The sequence below is a fragment of the Streptomyces sp. NBC_01426 genome, assembly GCF_036231985.1.
Classification (GTDB): Bacteria; Actinomycetota; Actinomycetes; order Streptomycetales; family Streptomycetaceae; genus Streptomyces.
This window is the reverse complement of the sequence record NZ_CP109500.1, coordinates 4,694,284-4,719,672: the sequence shown is the minus strand read 5'-3', so window position 1 is coordinate 4,719,672 and position 25,389 is coordinate 4,694,284. Positions and strand designations below refer to the sequence as shown.

Genomic DNA, 25,389 nt, shown 5'->3' with positions numbered 1-25,389 from the left:
CGACGAAAACTGTTGGCCGGCCGATCCCGCCCGTACCAGAATCCGTGCATGGAGCCCACGACACTGACCACCGCGCGTCTGCACCTGCGCCCCTTCGTCCCGGCCGACGCCGACGAGGTCTACGCGGCCGCCCAGGACCCCGACGTCCAACGGTGGACCCTCGTCCCCTCCCCGTACGAGCGGGTGCACGCCGACACCTTCGTCGGCGAGATCTCCCCGACGGGCTGGCGCGAGGGCACCGGGTACAGCTTCGCCGTGCGCCTCGGCGCGGACGGCCCGCTCGTCGCGGCCATCGGCGTGCACGTGCGCGTGGTCGACGGGGAGAACGGCTACGAGGTCGGCTACTGGGCGACCAAGGAGCACCGCGGCAACGGCCACATGACCGAGGCCCTGGGCGCCGTCGCCCGCTGGGCCTTCACCGAGCTGGGCGCGCCCCGCCTGGAATGGCGGGCCGAGGTCGGCAACGCGGGCTCGCGCGCCGTCGCGGAGAAGGCCGGCTTCCGCTTCGAGGGTCTCCTGCGCGCCGGCCTGGTCAAGCGCGGCACCGTACGGGACTGCTGGATCGGCGCCCTGCTCCCCGAGGACCTCGGGTTGCCGTCGCCGCTCGCCTACCTGCCGTCGCCCTCGGCGTGACGGCCCGTGGGGCGCGAGGGGCCTCGGGGTCCTGATGTCAGTGGCAAGCCCTAGGGTTCGGGGATGACGACCGTGCCGCCGCCGACCGTGTCCCTGTCCGCCGACGAGGCCCGCCGGATCGCGCTGCGCGCGCAGGGTTTCCTGGGCGCGCCCGACCGCCGGGGCGGTGTCCGGGGCGTCCTGCGCCACCTGGGCGCGGTCCAGCTGGACACGATCTCCGTCCTGGCGCGTTCGCACGAACTGATCCCGTACGCACGCCTGGGCGCGGTCGGCCGGCCCGCCGTGGAGGCGGCGTACTGGTCGGACCGGCACGCCTTCGAGTACTGGTCGCACGCCGCCTGCATCCTCCCGATCGAGGAGTGGCCGCACTTCGCGTTCCGCCGTCGCGCCCGACGGGCGCGCGGCCACCGCTGGCACGTCCTCCAGGACAAGGAGCGCTCGACCAGGACGGTCCTGGAGCGGCTCCGGGCCGAGGGTCCGCTCACCTCCACCGGGCTGGGCGGCGCCAAGAACGGCGGCGAGTGGTTCGAGTGGTCCGAGACCAAGATCGCGGTGGAGTGGCTGCTCGACACGGGCGAGGTGGTCTGCGCCGAGCGACGTGGCTGGAAACGCGTGTACGACCTGCCCGAGCGGGCCGTCCCGGACGCCCTGCTCCACGACGACCTGGACGACCGGGAGTGCCTGCGCCGGCTGGTGGCGCTGGCCGGCCGGTCGCTGGGCGTCGGGACCCGCGCGGACATCGCGGACTACCACCGCCTGGGGGGAGCCCAGTTCGACGCGGTGGTCGAGGAGTCGGGTCTGGTCCCGGTGGAGGTGGCGGGCTGGTCCAAGCCGGCCTGGGCCGACCCGGCCGCACTGGGGTCGGCGCCTCGGGGCCGGCACCGCACGACGCTGCTCTCGCCGTTCGACTCCCTGGTCTGGGACCGGCCGCGCACCGAGCGGATCTTCGGGTTCACGCACCGCCTGGAGGCGTACGTGCCCAAACCCAAGCGGATACACGGGTACTTCGCCATGCCGTTGCTGGCCGGCGGGCGGCTCCGGGGCCGGGTGGACCCCGCCCGGGAGGGCACGACCCTGGTGGCCCGCCAGCTCTCCCTGACCGATCCCGCGGCCGCCCGTCCCATGGCCGAGGCGCTGCGCGAGGCGGCCTCCTGGGTCGGCTGTGACACGGTGCGCGTCGAGCGCGCCGGCACCGCGGCCGAGGCGGCGGCCGTCACGGCGGAGCTGGCCGCCCTGTAGGGCGCGCCCTACAGGGGGCACGCCCGCGCGACCGGCTAGCGGATCTCCAGGATCTTCTCCCGCATCGCGTACACCACGGCCTCCATCCTGGAGTGCAGTTGCAGCTTCTCCAGGATGTTCCGCACGTGGTTCTTCACGGTGTTCTCCGAGATGAACAGTTCCTTCGCGATGTCGCGGTTGTTCATCCCGGTGGCGACCAGCTTCAGGACCTCCAGCTCCCGGTCCGTGAGCCTCGGCGCCGGCACGAGCCGCCGCTCGTCCGTCCGTTGGATCATCGACTTGAACTCGGTGAGCAGCTTCGACGCCATCGAGGGGCTGATCTGCGACTGGCCGTCCGCCACGGCCCGGATGGCCGTGGCCACTTCGTCCGTGGAGATCTCCTTGAGGAGGTATCCCGTGGCGCCCGCCTTGATCGCGTCGTAGAGGTCGGCCTCCTCGTCGCTGATCGTCAGCATGATGATCTTCGCGGAGGGGGCGACCTCCTTGATCGACGTGCACGCCTCGATCCCGCCGCGCCGGGGCATCCGCACGTCCATCAGCACGATGTCCGGCAGCAGATCGGCGGCCTTGTCCACCGCCTCCGCGCCGTCACCGGCCTCGCCGACGACCTGGATGTCCTCCTCCTGCGCGAGGACGATCTCCAGCCCGCGCCGGAAGAGTGCGTGGTCGTCGACCACGAGCACCCGAATGGGTTCCCCGGCCGTGTCACCGGATTCACCGGAACCGGCGACGCCGTCACCGCGCGTCCCCCGCCCCACCTCACGACAGCCCGCGCCGTCGTCACCGCGCACCGGCCCGAAGCTGTCCGCCATCGTTCCTCCCCCTGCATGTGCTGAGCTGCCGGTCCAACCCGACGGGGTCGGCCGCCGCTTGACTGCTCGCCATGATTCCATGCCCGCGGCACCGGGAGGGGGCCCGACGAGGACCCGGCCGGCTCATACGAGCCGTACGGGTGCCCCCGCGGGACGCCCGCAGGCGTCCCACGAGGGCAAGGGTCGAGTGGTCAGCCGCCGAGCGATCCACCCGCGCCGCCGCGCGGCTCCTCCGCGCTGGAGGCACCGTCCGGGTTGACGTGGATGACGCCGTAGTCATAGGCGTGGCGCCGGTAGACGACGCTGGGCAGCTTGGTCTCGGAGTCGACGAACAGATAGAAGTCGTGACCCACCAGCTCCATCTCGTACAGAGCCTGGTCCAGCGACATGGGCGACGCCGAGTGGGTCTTCTCCCGGACGATCAGGGGGCCTTCGCCCTGCACGTCGAGGGGTCCGACCTTGGTGGTCGGCACTCCGTCGGTCGCCTCGTCCGTGACGAGTTCGCCGTTGCCGTCGAGCTGCGCGACGCCCGGCACGACGTCGGCGACCTCGGCCGCGGACAGCCGGCCGTTGCCGCGGCGGGTGTACCGCTTGTCGTGCTGCTTGCGCAGCCGGGCCTCCAGCTTGTCCTGAGCCAGGTCCAGCGCCGCGTACGCGTCGGCGGCTGCGGCTTCCGCCCGAATGACGGGGCCCCGCGAATGCAGTGTGATCTCCACGCGGTCGGAACGGTCGGCCTGCCGCGGGTTGTGCTCCTTGGACACCTCGACGTCCAAGCTGATCACCTTGGCGTCGAGCTTCTGGATCCGCTCGGGATTCAGCTTCTCTGCCACGTGCTTGCGGAACCGCTCGGGCACTTCGGTCTTGCGGCCCTTGACGACGATGTCCACGCAGAACTCCGTTCCCGGATAACTCCGCCACCAGGGGCGAAGTGTCTCCCTTTCGCACCAGACCCCGGTGTTCACCGGAGCCTCGGACTTGGCGACTTTCACCTCCTCCTCCCCCATCGGCAAGATCTACATCCCACCGACTTCGGAGTAGAGGGACACCCTCTGACCGAAGATCCCAAAAAGATCCCGAAAACGGGCGGCCTGGTGCTCCGATGGCATGGGGCCCAAGGATCGCCAGTTCCTCACAACCGAACATATCCCTCAATGCCGGTTGCCGGCACCCGCTACCGGAACCTACCTCCGTTCAGGTGGTGCTTCCCTCTTACTACCTGCAACGATGCGCCTTCCCCGGCAGTTCCTGAACTATTCGCGAGTTTTTCGTCCCACACGGGTTGTCGACCGGATCCGAACGAAAGACTCCGCGGGTACGAACGAGTCCGCGGGGGCCGCGACCACCGCGGCTCCCACCGGCCACAGACCGCCTGCTCGCAGCGCCCGGGACGCCTCCGCCAGCGTCGCCCCGGTCGTGACGAGGTCGTCCACCACCACGATCCGCGCCCCGGCCGCCGACCGCACCCCGGCCGGTCCCGCCGCGAGGGCACCGGCGACGTTCTCCCGGCGTTCCCGCGCCCCGAGGTCCGCCTGGTCCGCCACCCGCCGGCGCAGCCTCAGCGCGGGCACCACGCGCGCGGGAACCCCCTTCCCGCGCAGACCCGCCGACGCGGCCAGCGCGATCCTGCGCGCGGGATCGTGCCCGCGGGCCCGGGTCCGGTGTCGCGCGGAGGGCACGGGCACCAGAACCACCTCGCCCGACGTCCCCGCCGCCCCACCGCCGGCCCCGCCCGGCAGCGACAGCAGCACGGCGGCCGTGAGGGCGGCCCCGAGCGGGCCGGCCAGGGGCAGCGCGCCCCGCTCCTTGTGGGCCAGTACGATCTCGCGGACGGCGTCGGCGTACACCGCGCCCGCATGCACCGCGGGCAGTCCCGGGGGCGCCGGCGACGGCCGTACCCGACCCGCACCGGCCCCACCCAACGCCTCCAGGCACTCCGGACACACCGACACCCGCGCGGCCCCGCAGCCGGCGCAGTCCACCGGCAGGACCAGCCCGGACAGCTCCCGCCACCACTCCCGCACCCGAGGCACCCGCACACCGCGACCCTGCCGGCGCGGCCCGGCCGGCCGCCACCCCTGTGGACAACCACCGGGCAGCCGGCCAGCCGGGCAGCCGGAGGGATCAGCCCGACGCCGCGTCGGGCCCGGAATCGACCGGGTCAGCCCGGGTAGACCGGGGCCCGGCCGCCGGCCGCCACCGTGCGCCACTGCGCACCCGGAGGCAGCCACACGATGCCGTCCTCGTCGGAGGAGGCCACCACGGGCTGCGCCTCGTCCTCGTACGCCCCGATCCCGGTCAGGCCGGCCGCTCCGGGCAGGCTCGCCGCCACCATCGACCCGTCGGCGAGCATGTAGCGGGCCTGCGTGATCCCGCCGTTCTCCTTGCCCACGACCAGCAGCCTGCCGCGCGGCGCCCAGCTCATCGCCATCACGTCCGCCATCTGCGGGGCCGCCGGGCGCAGTTCGCGCACCGACACGGGCGAGACGTCGCCCTTGCGTTCGGGCCGCTCGATCCGACCGACGTACAGGTTCTTGCGGTCGTCGCCCTTCTGGACGAGCAGCGCGATCCGCACCCCGTCCGGGGAGGCCTTCAGGCCGGTGATCTTCCCGTCGTCCAGGCCCGCGACGTCGACCTTCTGCGGGGTGCCGGTACCGCCGGGCACCCGCCACAACCCCTGGTTCTGCGGATCGAGGTCCGCGACCCACAGGTCGCCGTGCGCGTCCCAACTGGGCGCGGACAGCCTGCCCTTGCTGGTCAGCAGCGCCGGCGGCATCGGGCCGGCGGTCGTCATGTTGACCACGTGGAGCCCGCGACCGTCCTCGGAGACCACCGCGGCCCGCTTCTCGTCGTAGGTGACGGCGGCGGAGCCCACCTTGAACGTGGCCGCGGTGGCCAACGGTCCGGGCACCGACTCGGGCTTCTCCTGAGGCTGCTGCTCCTCCGCGGCCACGTTGAGCGACATCCGGACGAGCCGGAAGTCCTTGTCCACGTAGTACTGGTGCACCTGGCTCGGCACCCGGTTGGCCAGCGGCGCGGCGGAGGCGCGCGTCACCCAGCACAGCGTCGTCTTGCCGTCGGCGCGCTGGAGTTCGACCCGGTCCAGCCGGGAGGCCGTCAGGTCCTTGATGGTGTACAGGAGTTGGGTGGCCATCTTCTGGCACTGCGACTGCGGGACGTGCGCGGCCTTGTTGTCGAGCTTGAGCGGCACGCGCAGCGTGTTCTGGCCGTCCAGGGAGAGCGACTTGGTGCCCGGGGCCAGTTCCGTCCCCGTCAGGAAGCTGGTGGTGACGACCGGCCCGAGCCACTTGGAGGGACCGGCGAGCAACGACTGCACGGTCTGGGTGGTCGGGTCCATCCGCGAGTCGGGATCGCTGCGCTGGCGCACGTACACCGGGTCGTTGACCAGCGTCCCGTCGCCGAAGTAGTACTTGTTGACGGGCTTGTAGATGCGCTGGAAGTCGGACTCGCTGAGCACGAGGGTGCTGGGGGGCGTCGCGATCCGCCACTGGTCCTTGAACTTGACCAGCTGGAGGTACTCCTCGTAGCGGCCGCCGCCGGTCTCCGGCTGGTAGGCGCTGCGCTCGTCCACGGTCGCCAGCTTCTTGCCGGTGACCTTCCAGCGGTGCCCCTCGGACTCCTTGTCGCCCTGGACGGGGAACCGGTCGAGGCCGGCGGAGAGCACGGTGACGGTCGAGCCGGGCTTCCAGTTCTTCGCCGCGTCGTCGGTGAGGTACTTGCGGGCGGTCTCCAGCTGCGGATCGTCGCTGGTCATCGCCTCCAGGAAGCCGTCGACGATGTCGGTCGGGCTGGCCTTGTCGGCCGGCGGCACGCCGAAGACCCGCACCTGCGAGTCGACGCCCTGCGAGGCCCGCACCTCGCGGACCTCGCCCCGGTCGGGCATGGAGGCGCAGCCGGCCAGCAGCAGCCCGACCGCGCCGACGGCGACGCCGGCCCGTGCGGTGCCCCGCCGCGGCGCCCGTGCGCCCGCGGGCTCGCGCTCAGCGTCCACCGGATCCATCCTCCTGGGTTGCCTGGTCGGCCGGCCGGGCGACGACGCGCGCTCCGTTGCCGGGCAGCGCCGTGGGGTCCGCGGGCACCGGCACGGCTCCGGCGACGGCCGAGCGCGGCGGTATCGCGGAACGCTCGGCGGTGGAGGCGCCCGGACCGCCCTGCCGGCGTCCGTCGCCGTTGCCGCGGGCTTCGCCGCGGCCCGCGGCCTCGGCGGCGGCCCTGGCCCGGTTGGACCGCGAGTCCTCCGGCTCCAGCGGGATCGGGGATCCGCGCAGCGGTTCGTCGGCGGTCCTGGGCAGGGTGAGGCGGAACTGCGAGCCGCCGCCGGGCTCGCCCCAGGCCTGGAGCCAGCCGCCGTGCAGCCGGGCGTCCTCGACGGCGATCGACAGGCCGAGGCCGGTCCCGCCGGTGGTGCGGGCGCGGGCCGGGTCGGCCCGCCAGAAGCGGTTGAACACGCGGGTGGCCTCGCCCGGCTTGAGTCCGACCCCGTAGTCCCGTACGGCGACGGCGACGGCCCCGCCCGCGGACGCGAGCCGCACCACCACGTCGCGGCCCTCGCCGTGTTCCACGGCGTTGACGACGAGGTTGCGCAGGACGCGCTCGACGCGCCGCGAGTCGGCTTCGGCTATGACGGGCTGGGTGTCGCCGAGGACGCGGATCCGGCTGCCCTTGTGCTCGGCGAGCGGTTCGGCGCCGTCGATGACCCGGCGGACGACCTCGCGCAGGTCGATGGGTTCCGCCTCCAGCGCGGCCGCGCCCGCGTCGAACCGGCTGATCTCCAGCAGGTCGGCGAGCAGCGACTCGAACCGGTCGAGCTGTCCGGCGAGGAGCTCGGCGGAGCGCGCGGTGACGGGGTCGAAGTCGACGCGCGCGTCGTGGATGACGTCGGCGGCCATGCGGACGGTCGTGAGCGGGGTCCGCAGCTCGTGCGAGACGTCCGAGACGAACCGCCGCTGCATCCGGGAGAGGTCCTCCAGCTGCTGAATCTTGGTGTGGAGGTTCTGGGCCATCTTGTTGAAGGCCTCGCCCAAACGGGCGATGTCGTCCTCGCCGGTGACCTTCATCCGTTCCTGGAGCCGCCCGGCGGAGAGCCGCTCCGCGATCCCGGCGGCCATCCGCACGGGGTTGACGACCTGGCGCACGACGAGCCAGGCGATCGCGCCGAGCAGTACGACGACGAACACCCCGGCGGTGGCGATGGTGACCTTGATCAGGTTGAGGGATTCCTCTTCCTGGCTGAGCGGGAAGAGGTAGTACAGGTCGTACGGGGCCCCGTTGATGTCGGTCAGGCGTTTGCCGATGACCAGCGCGGGTTCGGGCGCCTTCTCCTCGGCGCCCGCGGTGTAGCGGATCTGGGAGAACGTCTTGAACGTGCCGGTGGCGTGGTTGACGGCCCGCCGCAGCGAGGCCGGGACGCTGGCGGTCGGATCGACGTTGCCGGAGGCGCGGGCGCCCTTGACTCCCTGGGCTCCCGGACCGGGGCCGCTCTCCTCGCCGGTGCCGGCGCCGAGCGCGGCGACCTCGAAGGCGGTCTGGCCACCACTGGCCAGCTGCTTGACGAGGGAGTTCATCCAGGTGCTGGCGTCGCGCCCGACCTTGTTGTCGTTCGCGTCGGGCCCGTCCGCCGCGAACGGCGTGTTGGCCTTCTCCTGTGCGACCGCGAAGCCTCCTGCGGCCTGGCTCTGGGCGGCCTCCTCCTTGGCGTCGAGGAGCCCCTTGCTGACCTGGGCGATGACGACGAAACCGAGCGCGAGGACCACGCCGAGCGACATCAGCAGGGTCGCCGCGACCACCCGGAGTTGGATGTTGCGCCGCCAGATCCGGACAGCCGGAAGCAGCGGCCGTCGTGCGAGGTGCACGAACAGCCGCAGCACAGGGCCGCCGGGTGCTCCGTCCCGGAGCAGCCGGCCACCCCGCAGGACCCCCCTGCGGGGGCCTCCCCGGGGCATGCCGGCCTTCATCTCAGCTCGGCCCGGCCTTGTAGCCGACACCGCGCACCGTCACGACGATCTCGGGCCGCTCCGGGTCCTTCTCGACCTTGGAGCGCAGTCGCTGTACGTGCACGTTGACCAACCGGGTGTCGGCGGCGTGCCGATAGCCCCAGACCTGCTCCAGCAGCACCTCACGGGTGAACACCTGCCAGGGCTTGCGCGCGAGGGCGACCAGCAGGTCGAACTCCAGCGGGGTCAGGGCGATGGACGCACCGTCGCGCTTGACCGAGTGGCCGGCCACGTCGATGACCAGGTCACCGATGGTCAGCTGCTCGGGCGCGGGCTCCTCCGACCGGCGCAGGCGGGCTCGGATGCGGGCCACCAGCTCCTTCGGCTTGAACGGCTTGACGATGTAGTCGTCGGCCCCGGATTCGAGGCCCACCACCACATCGACCGTGTCGCTCTTGGCCGTGAGCATGACGATCGGCACTCCCGACTCCGCCCGGATCAACCTGCAGACCTCTATGCCGTCCCGTCCGGGCAGCATGAGGTCGAGCAGGACCAGATCCGGCTTCGCCTCCCGAAAGGCAGCCAGCGCCTTGTCACCGTCAGCTACGAACGACGGCTCAAAACCTTCTCCACGCAGCACAATGCCGAGCATCTCGGCCAGCGCGGTGTCGTCGTCGACGACAAGGACTCGTCCCTTCATGCTTGACATCATCCCATTAGCTAATCGTTACCTGGCGGTGAGCTGTCCCACAGCCAAAAGGGCTGGAAATCGCCCCTCGGACCTGCGTGGTGATCAGGGCGACCAGTCTGCCCCGGATCCGAGCGACAATTGAAGGCGCGAGCGGCTCGGATTCCGGGGGAGGGCCGGTCCGCTCGACGTTCCCACGTGGCACGATGGCAGCCAAACCAGCGCCCCCGCCGCAGCAGACGCACGTGAAGGAGCGACATGAACGACTCTCCGGGCTGGGCTACGCCCGGATCCTCCCCTTCCGAGGACCGCAGCGGTCAGGACGGCCAGGGGAGCCAGGGCTCCGGCAGCGAGGGCGCAGACGGCACACCGCCGCCCGCACGGCCCGCACAACCCTCCGACGACCCCCGCTGGTCCGCCACCCAGCCGCCGCCCGGCCAGTGGTCGAGCCCCGGCACCGAGGCACCGGCCCCCGCGCAGGCCCCCCAGCCCCCGCAGGGCCCCGGCTGGGGAGCCCCCGGCCAACAGCCCGGCGCCCCGGGCGGCCCGTCGTACGGATCCCCCTACGGCGGCCACTACAGCGGCCCGTACGGCCCGTACGGCCACCCCGGAGCCCCCTGGGGCCCGCCGCCCGCCGCCAAGCCCGGTGTCATCCCGCTGCGCCCCCTGGGCCTCGGCGAGATCCTCGACGGCGCCGTCAGCACCATGCGCAGCCACTGGCGCTCGGTCCTGCCGATCACCCTGCTCGTGGCCGTGATCGTCCAGGTCGTCGGCGTGCTCGTGCAGAAGTACGTCCTGGAGGACCTGGAGACGTACCCCCGCGGCGGTTCGGCGATCGACCTGTCCGTCGGTGACGTCGCCGGATACATGGCACTGACGGGCGCCACCTACCTCGTCCAGATCCTCGGCACGATCCTGGCCACGGCCATGCTCACGATGATCTTCAGTCGGGCGATCCTCGGCCAACGCTCCAGCGTCGCCACCGCCTGGCGCGAATCCCGTTCGCAACTGCCGCGCCTGATCGGACTCACCCTGCTGCTGGGCCTCGCGCTGGTCGTGGCCGTCGGCGTGCTCATCCTGCCCGCCATCCTCTTCGAGAGCATCGGACTGGCGTTCCTGACCCTGCTCGTGGTGGCCCCGGTCGCCGTGTGGCTGGGCATCGCCCTCAGCCTGGCCTCGCCCGCGCTGATGCTGGAGAAGAGCACCGTCTTCAAGGCCATCGCCCGCTCCTGGAAGCTCGTCAAGGGCTCCTGGTGGCGCATCTTCGGCATCACCCTGCTGACCGGCCTCATCACCGCGATCATCACGGGGATCATCTACTACCCGCTCTCGATGATCGGCGTCTTCGCCTTCGGCAACGGCCTCGACAGCGTCATGGACGGCACCGCCTCCAGCTCTTGGGGCTTCCTGATCCTCGGCGGCGTCGCCCTGATCATCGCGCAGACGATCACCATGCCGATCCAGGCCGGCGTCACCGTCCTGCTCTACGTCGACCAGCGCATCCGCCGCGAGGCCCTCGACCTGGACCTCGCCCGGGCCGCCGGAGTCGACACCCCCGCCACCGACCCGCACCCGGGCGCCGCCCCGGGCCACGGGGGCTGACGGACCGATGAGCACGGGGGGACTCATCACCATCGGCGCCGCGGCCCTGCTGCCCGGCGCCGAGACGCCACCGCTGACGACGCCGCGCGACGCCGCCCGCGAGGCCGCCGAACGCGAACTGTCCAAGGCGGCGTACCACCGCAACGACCCGGGCCTGATCCAGCGCGCCTTCGACCGGTTCTGGGAGTGGCTGGGCGACTTCCTCGACTCCGCCTCCGGGGCGACCCCCGGAGGCGGCTTCGGCCTGCTCGCCGTCCTCGTCCTGATCGTGCTGGCCGTCGCCGCCCTGTGGTGGCGCCTCGGTTCCCCCCGCCGCACCGCGGCCGGCCCGGGGCTCCTCTTCGACGACGGCCTCCGCAGCGCAGCCGACCACCGGGCGACCGCCGACGCCCACGCCGCCGCGGGCCGCTGGACCGAGGCCGTCCAGGAACGCATGCGGGCCGTCGTCCGCTCCCTGGAGGAACGCACCCTCCTGGACCCGCGCCCCGGCCGCACCGCCGACGAGGCCGCCACCGAGGCCGCCGTCTCCCTGCCGGACCACGGGGCCGACCTCCGCGCGGCGGCTCGCGCCTTCGACGACGTCACCTACGGCGGCCGCACCGGCGATCCCGACACCTACGACCGCCTGCGCACCCTCGACATCACCCTGGAACGCGCCAAGCCGCTCCTGACGGGACCCACGGCATGACCGGCACCACCGCCCCGAGCCCGACCGGCGCCCCCGGCCCCGCCAAGGACCCCGCCGCCGACGTCCCCCGCACCCCGTCGGGCGGCGCGGCCACCGGCGGCGCCCTGTGGTGGGTCCGCGCCCGCGGCTTCCTGATCGCCACCGGCGTCCTGCTCGTCGGCGCCGTCACCCTGGCCGCCCTCCAGTCCGAGGAACGCCACGGCTACCTCGACCCCCGCTCCGCCGACCCGTACGGCAGCCGCGCCGTCGCCGAACTCCTCGGGGAACGCGGCGTCACCACCCGCGTCGTGACCACCGCCGCCGAGGCCGCCGCCGCGGCCGGCCCCGACACCACCCTCCTGGTCACCGACCCGGACGTGCTCGGCGACACCCCGCGCGGCACCCTGCGCTCCGCCATGGACCTCTCCGGCGGCCGCACGGTCCTCCTCGGCGCCGGCGGCCGCAGCCTCACCGACCTGGCCCCCGGCGTACGCACCGCCTCGTACGCCGGCCAGGAGAACCTCGACCCCGGCTGTTCCCTGCCGGCCGCCGTGTCCGCGGGCCGCGCCGCCACCGGTGACAGCCTCCGCTACACCACCGACCTCCCGGGGGCGGTCGCCTGTTACCCCAGCGACGGCCACCCCACCCTCCTCGTGCTCCCCGGCACCACCAAGGGCGGCGACACCGTCCTCCTCGGCTCCGAGTCGATCCTGCTCAACCGGGAACTCGCCGAGCAGGGCAACGCCTCCCTGGCCCTGCAACTCCTCGGCTCCCGAACGGAACTCGTCTGGTACCTGCCGGGCCTCGCCGACCAGAGCGGCGAGACCGAGCCCTCCGCCGAGGAGAAGTCCCTCTTCGACCTCATCCCGGCCGGCTGGGGCTGGGCCCTGCTGCAACTCTTCGTCGCCGCCGTGCTCGCGGCCCTCTGGCGCGCCCGCCGGCTCGGCCCCCTCGTCACCGAGAAACTGCCCGTCGCCGTCCGCGCCTCCGAGGCCACCGAGGGCCGTGCCCGCCTCTACCGCCTGTCCGGAGCCCGCGACCGCGCCGCCACCGTGCTGCGCGCCGCCTCCCGGGAACGTCTCGCCTCGCTGGTCGGCGTACCGGCCGTCCAGGCCCACGAACCCGGCAGCCTGGTCCCCGCCGTGTCCGCCCGCCTCTCCGCGGACGGCGCCCAGGACCTCACCGCCCTCCTCTTCGGCACCACCCCCGCCGACGACGCGGCACTCGTCGCGCTCGCCGACCACCTCGACGCCCTCGAAAGAGAGGTCCGCACCTCATGACGGCCACCACGGACAGCGCCCGTTCCTCACTGGAAGCGCTCCGCACCGAGATCGGAAAGGCCGTGGTCGGCCAGGACTCCGCCGTCACCGGTCTCGTCGTCGCGCTCCTGTGCCGGGGTCACGTCCTCCTCGAAGGCGTCCCCGGCGTCGCGAAGACCCTTCTGGTCCGCGCCCTCGCCGCGTCCCTCGAACTCGACACCAAGCGCGTCCAGTTCACCCCCGACCTGATGCCCAGTGACGTCACGGGCTCGCTGGTCTACGACGCCCGCACCGCCGAGTTCTCGTTCCAGAACGGCCCGGTCTTCACGAATCTCCTCCTCGCGGACGAGATCAACCGCACGCCCCCGAAGACCCAGTCCTCCCTCCTCGAAGCGATGGAGGAGCGCCAGGTCACCGTCGACGGCGTGCCCCGCAAGCTGCCCGAGCCGTTCCTCGTCGCCGCGACGATGAACCCGGTCGAGTACGAGGGCACGTACCCCCTCCCGGAAGCGCAACTGGACCGGTTCCTGCTCAAGTTGACCGTCCCGCTGCCCTCCCGCGAAGACGAGATCGGCGTCCTGACCCGGCACGCCGCCGGCTTCAACCCGCGCGACCTGCACGCCGCCGGTCTGCGCGCCGTCGCCGGGCCCGCGGAACTCGAAACCGCCCGCAAGGCCGTCGAGACGACCACCGTCTCCCCGGAGATCGCCGCGTACGTCGTCGACATCTGCCGCGCCACCCGCGAATCGCCGTCGCTGACCCTCGGCGTCTCCCCGCGCGGCGCGACCGCCCTGCTGGCCACCGCCCGCGCCTGGGCCTGGCTCGTCGGCCGCGACTACGTGACGCCCGACGACGTGAAGGCCCTCGCCCTGCCCACGCTCCGCCACCGGGTCCAACTGCGCCCGGAGGCCGAGATGGAAGGCGTCACGGCCGACGCCGTCATCACCGCGATCCTGTCCCACGTCCCCGTCCCGCGCTGATGGCCCTCACCGGACGCGCCGCCCTGCTCGCGGCACTCGGCAGCATCCCCGTCGGCATCCTCGAACCGAGCTGGACGGGGATGCTGGCGGTCAACGGCCCCCTGGCCCTGGCCTGCGCGCTCGACTACACCCTCGCGGTGCCCGTCCGCACGCTCACCCTGGCCCGCTCCGGCGACACCTCGGTGCGCCTCGGCGAACACGCCGACGTCCACCTCACCCTCACCAACCCGGGCACCCGCAAGCTCCGCGCCCGGGTCCGTGACGCCTGGCCCCCGAGCAGTTGGCGCCCGGGCACCGAGAGCGCCGCGTCCCGCCACACCGTGTCGGTCCCCCCGGGCGAACGCCGCCGGCTCACCACCCGGCTGGTCCCGACCCGCCGCGGCGACCGCCGAGCCGACCGCGTCACGATCCGTTCCCTCGGTCCCCTGGGACTGCTGGCCCGCCAGGGCACCCACACCGTCCCGTGGACGGTCCGGGTCCTGCCCCCGTTCACCAGCCGCAAGCACCTCCCGTCCCGGCTGGCCCGCCTGCGCGAACTGGACGGCCGTACCAGCGTCCTGACGCGCGGTGAGGGCACCGAGTTCGACAGCCTGCGCGACTACGTCCCGGGCGACGACACCCGCAGCATCGACTGGCGGGCCACCGCCCGCCAGAACAAGGTCGCCGTCCGTACGTGGCGCCCCGAGCGCGACCGGCACATCCTCATCTGCGTGGACACCGGCCGTACGGCGGCGGGCCGCGTCGGCGACGCCCCCCGCCTGGACTCCGCATTGGACGCGGCGCTCCTCCTGACCGCCCTGGCCGTCCGGGCCGGTGACCGGGTGGACCTGTTGGCCCACGACCGCCGGCCGCGCGCCCAGGTCCAGGGCCGCTCGGCCGCCGACACCCTGCCCGCCTTCGTCAACGCCATGGCGACCCTGGAGGCGGAGCTCGTCGAGACCGATGCGCGTTCGCTGGTGTCCACGGTCCTGCGCAGCGCTCCGCGCCGTTCCCTGGTGGTCCTGCTGACCACCCTGGACGCCGCCCCGATCGAGGAGGGTCTCCTCCCGCTGCTGCCGCAGCTGACCCAGCGCCACACCGTCGTCCTGGCCTCGGTCGCCGATCCCCGGGTGGCGGAGATGACCACGGCCCGCGGCAGCGTCGACGCCGTGTACGAGGCCGCTGCCGGCACTCAGACCCGTTCTCAACGCGACCGCACGGCGGACCAGTTGACCCGCCACGGTGTCCACGTCGTCGATGCCGCCCCGGACGACCTGGCCCCGGCGCTCGCCGACGCCTACCTCGCACTCAAGGCCGCCGGCCGCCTGTAGCCCCGCACTGACATGCATGGCGGAAGGCCCGACGGGGTTCACCACCGCGTCGGGCCGGTTCCGATGAAAACCGTCCTGAACCGAAATGGTCTGGAACGCAGAAAAGCCCCGCACCCTGAAGGGTGCGGGGCTTTCCCACAATGATTGTTCGGCGGCGTCCTACTCTCCCACAGGGTCCCCCCTGCAGTACCATCGGCGCTGAAAGGCTTAGCTTCCGGGTTCGGAATGTAAACCGGGCGTTTCCCTAACGCTATGACCACCGAAACACTATGAAGTTAACCAACCGGATATGAACACAGTTCGTTACTTCAGAACTAACACAGTGGACGCGAGCAACTGAGGACAAGCCCTCGGCCTATTAGTACCAGTCAGCTCCACCCGTTACCGGGCTTCCACATCTGGCCTATCAACCCAGTCGTCTACTGGGAGCCTTACCCTCTCAAGGAGGTGGGAATACTCATCTTGAAGCAGGCTTCCCGCTTAGATGCTTTCAGCGGTTATCCCTCCCGAACGTAGCCAACCAGCCATGCCCTTGGCAGGACAACTGGCACACCAGAGGTTCGTCCGTCCCGGTCCTCTCGTACTAGGGACAGCCCTTCTCAATATTCCTACGCGCACAGCGGATAGGGACCGAACTGTCTCACGACGTTCTAAACCCAGCTCGCGTACCGCTTTAATGGGCGAACAGCCCAACCCTTGGGACCGACTCCAGCCCCAGGATGCGACGAGCCGACATCGAGGTGCCAAACCATCCCGTCGATATGGACTCTTGGGGAAGATCAGCCTGTTATCCCCGGGGTACCTTTTATCCGTTGAGCGACGGCGCTTCCACAAGCCACCGCCGGATCACTAGTCCCGACTTTCGTCCCTGCTCGACCCGTCGGTCTCACAGTCAAGCTCCCTTGTGCACTTACACTCAACACCTGATTGCCAACCAGGCTGAGGGAACCTTTGGGCGCCTCCGTTACTCTTTGGGAGGCAACCGCCCCAGTTAAACTACCCATCAGACACTGTCCCTGATCCGGATCACGGACCGAGGTTAGACATCCAGCACGACCAGAGTGGTATTTCAACGGCGACTCCACAACCACTGGCGTGGCTGCTTCAAAGTCTCCCACCTATCCTACACAAGCCGAACCGAACACCAATATCAAACTATAGTAAAGGTCCCGGGGTCTTTCCGTCCTGCTGCGCGAAACGAGCATCTTTACTCGTAGTGCAATTTCACCGGGCCTATGGTTGAGACAGTCGAGAAGTCGTTACGCCATTCGTGCAGGTCGGAACTTACCCGACAAGGAATTTCGCTACCTTAGGATGGTTATAGTTACCACCGCCGTTTACTGGCGCTTAAGTTCTCAGCTTCGCACGCCCGAAAGCGCACTAACCGGTCCCCTTAACGTTCCAGCACCGGGCAGGCGTCAGTCCGTATACATCGCCTTACGGCTTCGCACGGACCTGTGTTTTTAGTAAACAGTCGCTTCTCGCTGGTCTCTGCGGCCACCCCCAGCTCAAGCAGCAAGTGCTATCACCGGTGATGGCCCCCCTTCTCCCGAAGTTACGGGGGCATTTTGCCGAGTTCCTTAACCATAGTTCACCCGAACGCCTCGGTATTCTCTACCTGACCACCTGAGTCGGTTTAGGGTACGGGCCGCCATGAAACTCGCTAGAGGCTTTTCTCGACAGCATAGGATCATCCACTTCACCACAATCGGCTCGGCATCAGGTCTCAGCCTTAATGAGGGACGGATTTGCCTACCCCTCGGCCTACACCCTTACCCCGGGACTACCACCGCCCGGGTTGGACTACCTTCCTGCGTCACCCCATCGCTTACCTACTACCACCTTGGGCCGGCGGCTCCACCACTTTCCTTTCCCCGAAGGGTCCGGAACGGCTTCACGGCCTTAGCATTAGAGGATTCGATATTGGGCGTTTCAAAGCGGGTACCGGAATATCAACCGGTTGTCCATCGACTACGCCTGTCGGCCTCGCCTTAGGTCCCGACTTACCCTGGGCAGATCAGCTTGACCCAGGAACCCTTAGTCAATCGGCGCACACGTTTCTCACGTGTGTATCGCTACTCATGCCTGCATTCTCACTCGTGAACCGTCCACAACTAGCTTCCGCTGCTGCTTCACCCGGCACACGACGCTCCCCTACCCATCCCAGCCCCCGTTGGGGGTATGTGCTGGAATGACACGACTTCGGCGGTACGCTTGAGCCCCGCTACATTGTCGGCGCGGAATCACTTGACCAGTGAGCTATTACGCACTCTTTCAAGGGTGGCTGCTTCTAAGCCAACCTCCTGGTTGTCTCTGCGACTCCACATCCTTTCCCACTTAGCGTACGCTTGGGGGCCTTAGTCGATGCTCTGGGCTGTTTCCCTCTCGACCATGGAGCTTATCCCCCACAGTCTCACTGCCGTGCTCTCACTTACCGGCATTCGGAGTTTGGCTAAGGTCAGTAACCCGGTAGGGCCCATCGCCTATCCAGTGCTCTACCTCCGGCAAGAAACACACGACGCTGCACCTAAATGCATTTCGGGGAGAACCAGCTATCACGGAGTTTGATTGGCCTTTCACCCCTAACCACAGGTCATCCCCCAGGTTTTCAACCCTGGTGGGTTCGGTCCTCCACGAAGTCTTACCTCCGCTTCAACCTGCCCATGGCTAGATCACTCCGCTTCGGGTCTAGAGCGTGCAACTCAATCGCCCTATTCGGACTCGCTTTCGCTACGGCTTCCCCACACGGGTTAACCTCGCTACACACCGCTAACTCGCAGGCTCATTCTTCAAAAGGCACGCAGTCACGACGCATTGAGTAAACTCAATGCGCGACGCTCCCACGGCTTGTAGGCACACGGTTTCAGGTACTATTTCACTCCGCTCCCGCGGTACTTTTCACCATTCCCTCACGGTACTATCCGCTATCGGTCACCAGGGAATATTTAGGCTTAGCGGGTGGTCCCGCCAGATTCACACGGGATTTCTCGGGCCCCGTGCTACTTGGGAGATTCTTAAGCAAGCCGCTGATGTTTCGTCTACGGGGGTCTTACCCTCTACGCCGGACCTTTCGCATGTCCTTCGACTACATCAACGGTTTCTGACTCGCCGACCGGCCGGCAGACCGATCAAAAGAATTCCCACAACCCCGCATGCGCAACCCCTGCCGGGTATCACACGCATACGGTTTGGCCTCATCCGGTTTCGCTCGCCACTACTCCCGGAATCACGGTTGTTTTCTCTTCCTGAGGGTACTGAGATGTTTCACTTCCCCTCGTTCCCTCCACACTGCCTATGTGTTCAGCAGCGGGTGACAGCCCATGACGACTGCCGGGTTTCCCCATTCGGACACCCCCGGATCAAAGCTCAGTTGGCAGCTCCCCGGGGCCTATCGCGGCCTCTCACGTCCTTCATCGGTTCCTGGTGCCAAGGCATCCACCGTGTGCCCTTAAAAACTTGGCCACAGATGCTCGCGTCCACTGTGTAGTTCTCAAGCAACGACCAGTCACCCATCACCCCACCAGACAAGCTGGCGAGTTCACTGGGGCCGGCATCGCGAAGATACAACCTTACGGCCGTACCCTCAGATACCCAACAACGTGCCAGGCACGACCCTCCGCCACCATCACCGCTTTCCACGCCCGAGGGCAGTACTTGCAGGATGTATTGGAAGACCGTGCCAAATAATCAACGTTCCACCCATGAGCTGACCGTGCAGAACATTTGTCTGCAATCGGTACTGTGCTCCTTAGAAAGGAGGTGATCCAGCCGCACCTTCCGGTACGGCTACCTTGTTACGACTTCGTCCCAATCGCCAGTCCCACCTTCGACAGCTCCCTCCCTTACGGGTTGGGCCACCGGCTTCGGGTGTTACCGACTTTCGTGACGTGACGGGCGGTGTGTACAAGGCCCGGGAACGTATTCACCGCAGCAATGCTGATCTGCGATTACTAGCAACTCCGACTTCATGGGGTCGAGTTGCAGACCCCAATCCGAACTGAGACCGGCTTTTTGAGATTCGCTCCACCTCACGGTATCGCAGCTCATTGTACCGGCCATTGTAGCACGTGTGCAGCCCAAGACATAAGGGGCATGATGACTTGACGTCGTCCCCACCTTCCTCCGAGTTGACCCCGGCGGTCTCCTGTGAGTCCCCATCACCCCGAAGGGCATGCTGGCAACACAGGACAAGGGTTGCGCTCGTTGCGGGACTTAACCCAACATCTCACGACACGAGCTGACGACAGCCATGCACCACCTGTATACCGACCACAAGGGGGGCACTATCTCTAATGCTTTCCGGTATATGTCAAGCCTTGGTAAGGTTCTTCGCGTTGCGTCGAATTAAGCCACATGCTCCGCTGCTTGTGCGGGCCCCCGTCAATTCCTTTGAGTTTTAGCCTTGCGGCCGTACTCCCCAGGCGGGGAACTTAATGCGTTAGCTGCGGCACCGACGACGTGGAATGTCGCCAACACCTAGTTCCCAACGTTTACGGCGTGGACTACCAGGGTATCTAATCCTGTTCGCTCCCCACGCTTTCGCTCCTCAGCGTCAGTAATGGCCCAGAGATCCGCCTTCGCCACCGGTGTTCCTCCTGATATCTGCGCATTTCACCGCTACACCAGGAATTCCGATCTCCCCTACCACACTCTAGCTAGCCCGTATCGAATGCAGACCCGAGGTTAAGCCTCGGGCTTTCACATCCGACGTGACAAGCCGCCTACGAGCTCTTTACGCCCAATAATTCCGGACAACGCTTGCGCCCTACGTATTACCGCGGCTGCTGGCACGTAGTTAGCCGGCGCTTCTTCTGCAGGTACCGTCACTTTCGCTTCTTCCCTGCTGAAAGAGGTTTACAACCCGAAGGCCGTCATCCCTCACGCGGCGTCGCTGCATCAGGCTTTCGCCCATTGTGCAATATTCCCCACTGCTGCCTCCCGTAGGAGTCTGGGCCGTGTCTCAGTCCCAGTGTGGCCGGTCGCCCTCTCAGGCCGGCTACCCGTCGTCGCCTTGGTGGGCCATTACCCCACCAACAAGCTGATAGGCCGCGGGCTCATCCTTCACCGCCGGAGCTTTTAACCCCCACCCATGCAGGCAGGAGTGTTATCCGGTATTAGACCCCGTTTCCAGGGCTTGTCCCAGAGTGAAGGGCAGATTGCCCACGTGTTACTCACCCGTTCGCCACTAATCCACCCCGAAGGGCTTCATCGTTCGACTTGCATGTGTTAAGCACGCCGCCAGCGTTCGTCCTGAGCCAGGATCAAACTCTCCATGAATGTTTACCCGTAATCGGGTGCACACGCACTTAGAGCGGGCCGATCATGTCGGAATAAGACCGATCGACCACTGCGTCCTCGCTGTGTAATCGCCTGCAAGCACCACCATCCCGAAGGATGACGACCTCACAGGTCTTTTTCAAAGGAACCTCATCCACCGAAATGGACGGGGTATCAACTTTTGGCGTTGATTTTTGGCACGCTGTTGAGTTCTCAAGGAACGGACGCTTCCTTTGTACTCACCCTCTCGGGCTTTCCTCCGGGCGCTTCCTTCGTTCTTGCGTTTCCGACTCTATCAGAGCCAGTCTCGCTTGTTTTCGGCCTTCCAGGTTCTTCGCTTTCGCGCTTTCCCTTTCCGGCGAGTCCGACTCTATCAGAGGTTTTCCACCGGATTTCCCGGCTTCGGACTTTCTGGAAGAAGAGTCGATTGTGCCCACTTGGAATTCAATTCCTGGGGGCGAGAGAGACTTTAAACCATCGCTGCCGAACTTGTCCAGTTCGAGGCAACCGTTCGAATCTACCTCCCCGCTGCGACCGTGTCAACGGTGTTTGCGGGACGACGAGGAGACTAGCAGCTCGGCCGGCTCGTCCGCACATCAGGCCGCGGTGGGGAGCGTCGCCGTCTGGTCGGCTTCCTCGACGTCACCCACGTCGCCGGCACGGGCGGCGCGGCCGCCCAGGACGTAGACGTAGACCAGGAAGGCCGCCTCGGCGGCGATGCCGATGGCGATGCGGGCCCAGGTGGGGAGGCCGGACGGGGTGACGAAGCCCTCGATGAGGCCGGAGATGAAGAGGATGAAGGCCAGGCCGATGGCCATGCCGAGGGCGGCTCTGCCCTGTTCGGCCAAGGCGGCGCGGCGGGTGCGGGGTCCCGGGTCGATGACCGTCCATCCCAGGCGCAGGCCCGTGCCCGCGGCGACGAAGACCGCCGTCAGTTCGAGCAGGCCGTGCGGAAGGATCAGGCCGAGGAAGACGTCGAGGCGACCGGCGGATGCCATCAGGCCGATGCCGACACCGAGGTTGGCCATGTTCAGGAACAGGATCCAGAGCACCGGCAGCCCCAGGAACGCGCCCAGGACCAGGCACATCGCGGCGGCCTGCGCGTTGTTCGTCCAGACCTTCGCGGCGAAGGAGGCCGCGGGATGGCTGGAGTAGTACGTCTCGTACTCCCCGCCCGGCTTGGTGAGTCGCCTCAGGTCGTCCGGGGCGGCGATGACGCTCTGCGCCTCGGGGTTGGTGGCTATCCACCAGCCGAGGAGGACGCCGACGGCTATCGAGAGCACGGCCGTGGGGATCCACCAGCGGCGGCTTCGGTACACGGCGGCCGGGAAGCCGGCCGTGAAGAAGCGGGCGGCGTCGCGCCAGCCGGCCCGGCGGGCGCCGGTGACGGCGGAGCGGGCGCGGGCGACGAGCTGCGTGAGGCGGCCGACGAGCATCGGGTCCGGGGCGCTCGACTGGATCAGGGACAGGTGGGTGGAGGTGCGCTGATAGAGCGAGACGAGTTCGTCCGCCTCCTCGCCGGTGAGCCGCCGGCCCCGGCCGAGGAGTTGTTCCAGACGCGCCCACTGCGCCTGGTGGGCCGCCACGAAGACGTCGACATCCATCCGGTTTCCCGCTCCCCTGCCCCAGCCCAGCCGCCACCGCTTACTTCTCCTGTGGTCAGCTTGGCAGACTGGGGGAAACAGGGGCGGGTCAGGGCGGATGAAGGGTGCGCGTCAGTGAGCGATCTGGTGACGGGGGACGCGGTCGTCCTGGGGTTGAGGCCTGCGAGGCTGCCGAGCCGGGCGCTGGCGATCTGTCTCGACGTGCTCGTCTACGGCGCCGGCTACCTGCTCGTCTCGATCGGCATCGTGTTCGCGACGGCCTCGCTGGACGACGCCGCGCAGGCCGCCGTGTCGGTGGGCATGTTCCTGCTGGTGCTGGTCGGTGTCCCGATCGCCGTGGAGACGCTCACCCACGGACGTTCGCTCGGGAAGTTGGCGCTGGGGCTGCGCGTGGTGCGGGACGACGGCGGGCCCATCCGGTTCCGGCACGCGCTGGTGCGCGGCGCGATGGGGGTCGTGGAGTTGCTGATCACCTTCGGGAGCGTGGCCTGCATCGCCTCGCTGGTGTCGTCGCGGGGGCGGCGGCTCGGCGACGTGTTCGCGGGGACGCTGGTGGTCCGGGAGCGGGTGCCGGGAGCACGGGTGATGCCGGTGCCCCCGCCGCCGCCGTGGCTGGCGGGGCGGTTCACGGGACTGGACCTGTCGGCGGTACCGGACGGACTGTGGCTGACGATCAGGCAGTACCTGACGCGGATGAACCAGCTGGACCCGCACACGGGCGCCGCGATGGCAGCGAAGCTCGCGGACGAGGTCGTGGCGCGTACGGGGACCCCGCCGCCGGCGGGCGTGCCGGCCGCCGCGTTCCTGGCGGCCGTGGTGCACGAGCGGCAGTCGCGCGAGGCGGCGCGGGCCTTCCGGGCGGCTCCGCCGCAGGCCCCGTACGGAGCGCAGGCCGCGCCGGCCCCCGTGCCGTACGGCGCGATGCCCGCGGTGCCCGCGCCGGTGGTGACGGCGCCGGTCGCGCCGCCCGTCCGGCCCGAGGCGGTCGCTCCGGCGCGGGTCTCGCCCGTCGAGCCGCCGCGCGGCGGCACCGGGTTCGCGCCGCCCGCCTGAGCCCGGTGACCGCGAGGGACCGCGTGACCGCGAGGGGCTAGGCCGGGTCCTCGAACGTCGAAGGCGGGGTCTCCAGGTGTTCGAGTTCGATGCCGGGGGCGGAGAGCACGACGTCGCCGGCGATGTGCACGGTGTGGACCTCGCCGGTGTCCAGGGCCGTGACGCGGTACGCGTCCACGGTGAGCGGGCCGCTGTCGGTGGGGTGTTCCTCGCGGCCGGTGAGCTCCCAGGCCTGGTCGACCGTGCGGGCGGCGAGGACCGGGTCGGTCAGGGCGAGGAGTCGGACGCGGGTGGCGGGGGCGCCCGGGGTCAGGCGCAGCAGGCGGGTCGTCGCGACGAGGAAGGCCGGCGAGGTGCCGGTGAAGCCGGGCGCCCGGACGTTGCCCTCGGTGGCCTCCGCGCCGGCGGGATCGGTCCGGACCCAGGTGACGCCGTCGATGGCGGCGCCGCGGACCTGCCAGCCGGAGGCGTTGACCTCCAGCCGGATGGGGCGGCCGATCTCGTCGACGGCCAGGTCCACCGAGCCGGCGTGGTCGCCGCTCGGGGTGGTGCGTTGGGCGACGTAGCGCCATCCGGAGGGGCCGGGCGCGCAGTGGAAGTGCTCCTCGCCGAGGGGCGTGTGGTCGTGCGGGTCGTGGAGCGAGTAGCGGCCGCGGGGCATCGGGTCCCAATTCTCGGATGGGCCGCAGGGGCCCGGGTGGTCGGGGGCCGGGGCGGGTACGGGGCAGGCCCCCGGCGTGGTGCCGGGGGCCTGCCTGTGGTGCCGTGCCGCGGATCCGCCGGGGATCAGTAGCGGTAGTGGTCGGCCTTGTACGGGCCTTCGACCTTGACGCCGATGTAGGCGGCCTGCTCGGGGCGCAGGGTGGTGAGGCGGACGCCGAGGGCGTCGAGGTGGAGGCGGGCCACCTTCTCGTCGAGGTGCTTGGGGAGCACGTAGACGTCGGTGGGGTACTCCGCCTGCTTCGTGAAGAGCTCGATCTGGGCCAGGGTCTGGTCCGCGAAGGAGTTCGACATGACGAAGGAGGGGTGGCCGGTCGCGTTGCCGAGGTTCAGCAGGCGGCCCTCGGAGAGGACGATCAGGACCTTGCCGTCGGGGAACTTCCAGGTGTGGACCTGGGGCTTGACCTCGTCCTTGACGATGCCGTCGATCTTGGCCAGGCCGGCCATGTCGATCTCGTTGTCGAAGTGGCCGATGTTGCCGACGATGGCCTGGTGCTTCATCTTGGCCATGTCCGAGGCCATGATGATGTCCTTGTTGCCCGTGGTCGTGATGAAGATGTCGGCCGTCTCCACGACGTCGTCCAGCGTCGCGACCTGGTAGCCGTCCATGGCCGCCTGAAGGGCGCAGATCGGGTCGATCTCGGTGACGATGACGCGGGCGCCCTGGCCGCGGAGCGACTCGGCGCAGCCCTTGCCGACGTCGCCGTAGCCGAAGACGACCGCGACCTTGCCGCCGATGAGGACGTCGGTGGCGCGGTTGATGCCGTCGATGAGGGAGTGGCGGCAGCCGTACTTGTTGTCGAACTTCGACTTGGTGACGGCGTCGTTCACGTTGATCGCCGGGAAGAGCAGGGTGCCCTCGGCCATCATCTCGTACAGGCGGTGGACGCCGGTGGTGGTCTCCTCGGTCACGCCGCGGATCTCGGACGCGAGCTGCGTCCACTTCTGCGGGGCCTCGCCGAGGGTGCGGTTGAGGAGGGTGAGGATGTGGGCGTACTCCTCGGAGTCCGCCGTCGACGGGTCCGGGGCCGCGCCGGCCTTCTCGAACTCGACGCCCTTGTGGACGAGGAGGGTGGCGTCACCACCGTCGTCGAGGATCATGTTCGGGCCGCCGGTGGGGGTGTTCGGCCAGGTCAGCGCCTGCTCCGTGCACCACCAGTACTCCTCCAGCGTCTCGCCCTTCCAGGCGTAGACGGGGACGCCCTGCGGGTTCTCCGGGGTGCCGTTCGGGCCGACCGCGATGGCGGCGGCCGCGTGGTCCTGGGTGGAGAAGATGTTGCAGGAGGCCCAGCGGACGTCGGCGCCGAGGGCGACGAGGGTCTCGATGAGCACGGCGGTCTGCACGGTCATGTGCAGGGAGCCGGTGATGCGGGCGCCGGCCAGCGGCTGGGCCTCCGCGTACTCGGCGCGGATCGACATCAGGCCGGGCATCTCGTGCTCGGCCAGGGTGATCTCCTTGCGGCCGAAGGCGGCGAGGGAGAGGTCTGCGACCTTGAAGTCCATGGGTGCTGCTCCTCATGGTTCGAGAGGGTGGGTACGGCTGAGCCGTGCATGGGCGGACCCGTGCACCGAGCACAGTCCGTCGGGGGCCCTC

General features: G+C 69.2%; 17 protein-coding genes and 3 rRNA genes. 8 read left to right on the top strand and 12 right to left on the bottom strand.

Annotated elements, in window-relative coordinates; genetic code table 11:
- The first annotated feature begins 48 nt into the window (after positions 1 to 48).
- Together OG906_RS20910 and OG906_RS20905 are read left to right on the top strand one after the other, a co-directional pair.
- Positions 49 to 633, top strand: a complete 585-nt coding sequence (locus OG906_RS20910; protein WP_267803483.1) for a GNAT family N-acetyltransferase — start codon at positions 49 to 51, stop codon at positions 631 to 633.
- Between the two features lie 63 nt (positions 634 to 696).
- Positions 697 to 1,872, top strand: a complete 1,176-nt coding sequence (locus OG906_RS20905) for a winged helix-turn-helix domain-containing protein (RefSeq protein ID WP_329444837.1) — start codon at positions 697 to 699, stop codon at positions 1,870 to 1,872.
- A gap of 35 nt (positions 1,873 to 1,907) precedes the next feature.
- On the opposite strand, the gene OG906_RS20900 is transcribed toward OG906_RS20905, so the two are convergent.
- The 6 genes from OG906_RS20900 to mtrA form a co-directional block, all read right to left on the bottom strand.
- Positions 1,908 to 2,684: a response regulator gene (locus OG906_RS20900; protein ID WP_267803443.1), complete on the bottom strand. Its 777-nt coding sequence runs from the start codon at positions 2,682 to 2,684 to the stop codon at positions 1,908 to 1,910.
- 191 nt (positions 2,685 to 2,875) lie between these two features.
- Positions 2,876 to 3,571: a ribosome hibernation-promoting factor, HPF/YfiA family gene (hpf, locus tag OG906_RS20895; protein ID WP_267803442.1), complete on the bottom strand. Its 696-nt coding sequence runs from the start codon at positions 3,569 to 3,571 to the stop codon at positions 2,876 to 2,878.
- Positions 3,572 to 3,934: 363 nt separating this feature from the next.
- Positions 3,935 to 4,720: a ComF family protein gene (locus OG906_RS20890; RefSeq protein WP_329444834.1), complete on the bottom strand. Its 786-nt coding sequence runs from the start codon at positions 4,718 to 4,720 to the stop codon at positions 3,935 to 3,937.
- Positions 4,721 to 4,842: 122 nt separating this feature from the next.
- Complete coding sequence (locus OG906_RS20885) at positions 4,843 to 6,693, bottom strand: LpqB family beta-propeller domain-containing protein (RefSeq protein WP_329444832.1); 1,851 nt, start codon at positions 6,691 to 6,693, stop codon at positions 4,843 to 4,845.
- Positions 6,683 to 8,644, bottom strand: a complete 1,962-nt coding sequence (gene mtrB / locus OG906_RS20880; RefSeq protein ID WP_329444830.1) for an MtrAB system histidine kinase MtrB — start codon at positions 8,642 to 8,644, stop codon at positions 6,683 to 6,685. Before mtrB ends, OG906_RS20885 begins: the two co-directional genes overlap by 11 nt.
- Before the next feature lie 13 nt (positions 8,645 to 8,657).
- Positions 8,658 to 9,347 (bottom strand): two-component system response regulator MtrA, encoded by a 690-nt coding sequence (mtrA, locus tag OG906_RS20875; protein WP_200904315.1) that lies wholly within the window; start codon positions 9,345 to 9,347, stop codon positions 8,658 to 8,660.
- A gap of 234 nt (positions 9,348 to 9,581) precedes the next feature.
- On the opposite strand from mtrA, the gene OG906_RS20870 reads away from it, so the two are divergent.
- From OG906_RS20870 to OG906_RS20850, 5 genes are read left to right on the top strand one after another with little or no spacing between them, the layout of a single operon-like run.
- Positions 9,582 to 10,925 carry a glycerophosphoryl diester phosphodiesterase membrane domain-containing protein gene (locus OG906_RS20870; RefSeq protein ID WP_329444828.1) on the top strand — a complete coding sequence of 448 codons (1,344 nt, stop codon included), beginning with the start codon at positions 9,582 to 9,584 and terminating at the stop codon, positions 10,923 to 10,925.
- A gap of 7 nt (positions 10,926 to 10,932) precedes the next feature.
- The gene (locus OG906_RS20865; RefSeq protein ID WP_329444826.1) at positions 10,933 to 11,613 is read left to right on the top strand and encodes a DUF4129 domain-containing protein; all 681 of its coding nucleotides are present in this window, start codon (positions 10,933 to 10,935) and stop codon (positions 11,611 to 11,613) included.
- Complete coding sequence (locus OG906_RS20860; RefSeq protein WP_329444824.1) at positions 11,610 to 12,872, top strand: DUF4350 domain-containing protein; 1,263 nt, start codon at positions 11,610 to 11,612, stop codon at positions 12,870 to 12,872. Before OG906_RS20865 ends, OG906_RS20860 begins: the two co-directional genes overlap by 4 nt.
- Complete coding sequence (locus tag OG906_RS20855) at positions 12,869 to 13,831, top strand: AAA family ATPase (RefSeq protein WP_267803436.1); 963 nt, start codon at positions 12,869 to 12,871, stop codon at positions 13,829 to 13,831. Before OG906_RS20860 ends, OG906_RS20855 begins: the two co-directional genes overlap by 4 nt.
- Positions 13,831 to 15,141: a DUF58 domain-containing protein gene (locus tag OG906_RS20850; RefSeq protein WP_267826228.1), complete on the top strand. Its 1,311-nt coding sequence runs from the start codon at positions 13,831 to 13,833 to the stop codon at positions 15,139 to 15,141. The genes OG906_RS20855 and OG906_RS20850 overlap by 1 nt, the downstream gene beginning before the upstream one ends.
- 146 nt (positions 15,142 to 15,287) lie before the next feature.
- Here the strand turns inward: OG906_RS20850 and rrf are convergent.
- The 4 genes from rrf to OG906_RS20830 form a co-directional block, all read right to left on the bottom strand.
- Positions 15,288 to 15,405 (bottom strand): 5S ribosomal RNA (gene rrf, locus OG906_RS20845).
- 74 nt (positions 15,406 to 15,479) lie between these two features.
- Positions 15,480 to 18,603 (bottom strand): 23S ribosomal RNA (locus OG906_RS20840).
- Positions 18,604 to 18,893: 290 nt separating this feature from the next.
- Positions 18,894 to 20,418 (bottom strand): 16S ribosomal RNA (locus OG906_RS20835).
- The 16S, 23S and 5S rRNA genes sit together here, the layout of an rRNA operon.
- A gap of 596 nt (positions 20,419 to 21,014) precedes the next feature.
- Positions 21,015 to 22,022 (bottom strand): stage II sporulation protein M, encoded by a 1,008-nt coding sequence (locus tag OG906_RS20830; protein WP_329444818.1) that lies wholly within the window; start codon positions 22,020 to 22,022, stop codon positions 21,015 to 21,017.
- Positions 22,023 to 22,136: 114 nt separating this feature from the next.
- Here OG906_RS20830 and OG906_RS20825 point away from each other — a divergent pair, with 114 nt between their 5' ends.
- Entirely contained in the window at positions 22,137 to 23,075 is a 939-nt protein-coding gene (locus OG906_RS20825; protein WP_329444816.1) for an RDD family protein, read from the top strand.
- 37 nt (positions 23,076 to 23,112) lie between these two features.
- Here OG906_RS20825 and OG906_RS20820 read toward each other — a convergent pair whose 3' ends face one another.
- Both OG906_RS20820 and ahcY read right to left on the bottom strand, forming a co-directional pair.
- On the bottom strand, positions 23,113 to 23,736 hold the full coding sequence (locus OG906_RS20820; protein WP_329444815.1) for a hypothetical protein: 624 nt from the start codon (positions 23,734 to 23,736) through the stop codon (positions 23,113 to 23,115).
- A gap of 125 nt (positions 23,737 to 23,861) precedes the next feature.
- A complete protein-coding gene (ahcY, locus tag OG906_RS20815; protein WP_267796140.1) occupies positions 23,862 to 25,298 on the bottom strand; it encodes an adenosylhomocysteinase in 1,437 nt (478 codons plus the stop codon).
- Between the last annotated feature and the right edge of the window lie 91 nt (positions 25,299 to 25,389).

Excerpts from the sequence above, each read along its gene's own strand:
- OG906_RS20910 (WP_267803483.1), top strand. The coding sequence starts at position 49 with ATGGAGCCCACGACACTGACCACCGCGCGTCTGCACCTGCGCCCCTTC.
- OG906_RS20905 (WP_329444837.1), top strand. The coding sequence starts at position 697 with ATGACGACCGTGCCGCCGCCGACCGTGTCCCTGTCCGCCGACGAGGCC.
- OG906_RS20900 (WP_267803443.1), bottom strand. The coding sequence starts at position 2,684 with ATGGCGGACAGCTTCGGGCCGGTGCGCGGTGACGACGGCGCGGGCTGT.
- mtrB (WP_329444830.1), bottom strand. The coding sequence starts at position 8,644 with ATGCCCCGGGGAGGCCCCCGCAGGGGGGTCCTGCGGGGTGGCCGGCTG.
- mtrA (WP_200904315.1), bottom strand. The coding sequence starts at position 9,347 with ATGATGTCAAGCATGAAGGGACGAGTCCTTGTCGTCGACGACGACACC.
- OG906_RS20870 (WP_329444828.1), top strand. The coding sequence starts at position 9,582 with ATGAACGACTCTCCGGGCTGGGCTACGCCCGGATCCTCCCCTTCCGAG.
- OG906_RS20865 (WP_329444826.1), top strand. The coding sequence starts at position 10,933 with ATGAGCACGGGGGGACTCATCACCATCGGCGCCGCGGCCCTGCTGCCC.
- OG906_RS20860 (WP_329444824.1), top strand. The coding sequence starts at position 11,610 with ATGACCGGCACCACCGCCCCGAGCCCGACCGGCGCCCCCGGCCCCGCC.
- OG906_RS20855 (WP_267803436.1), top strand. The coding sequence starts at position 12,869 with ATGACGGCCACCACGGACAGCGCCCGTTCCTCACTGGAAGCGCTCCGC.
- OG906_RS20850 (WP_267826228.1), top strand. The coding sequence starts at position 13,831 with ATGGCCCTCACCGGACGCGCCGCCCTGCTCGCGGCACTCGGCAGCATC.
- OG906_RS20830 (WP_329444818.1), bottom strand. The coding sequence starts at position 22,022 with ATGGATGTCGACGTCTTCGTGGCGGCCCACCAGGCGCAGTGGGCGCGT.
- OG906_RS20820 (WP_329444815.1), bottom strand. The coding sequence starts at position 23,736 with ATGCCCCGCGGCCGCTACTCGCTCCACGACCCGCACGACCACACGCCC.
- ahcY (WP_267796140.1), bottom strand. The coding sequence starts at position 25,298 with ATGGACTTCAAGGTCGCAGACCTCTCCCTCGCCGCCTTCGGCCGCAAG.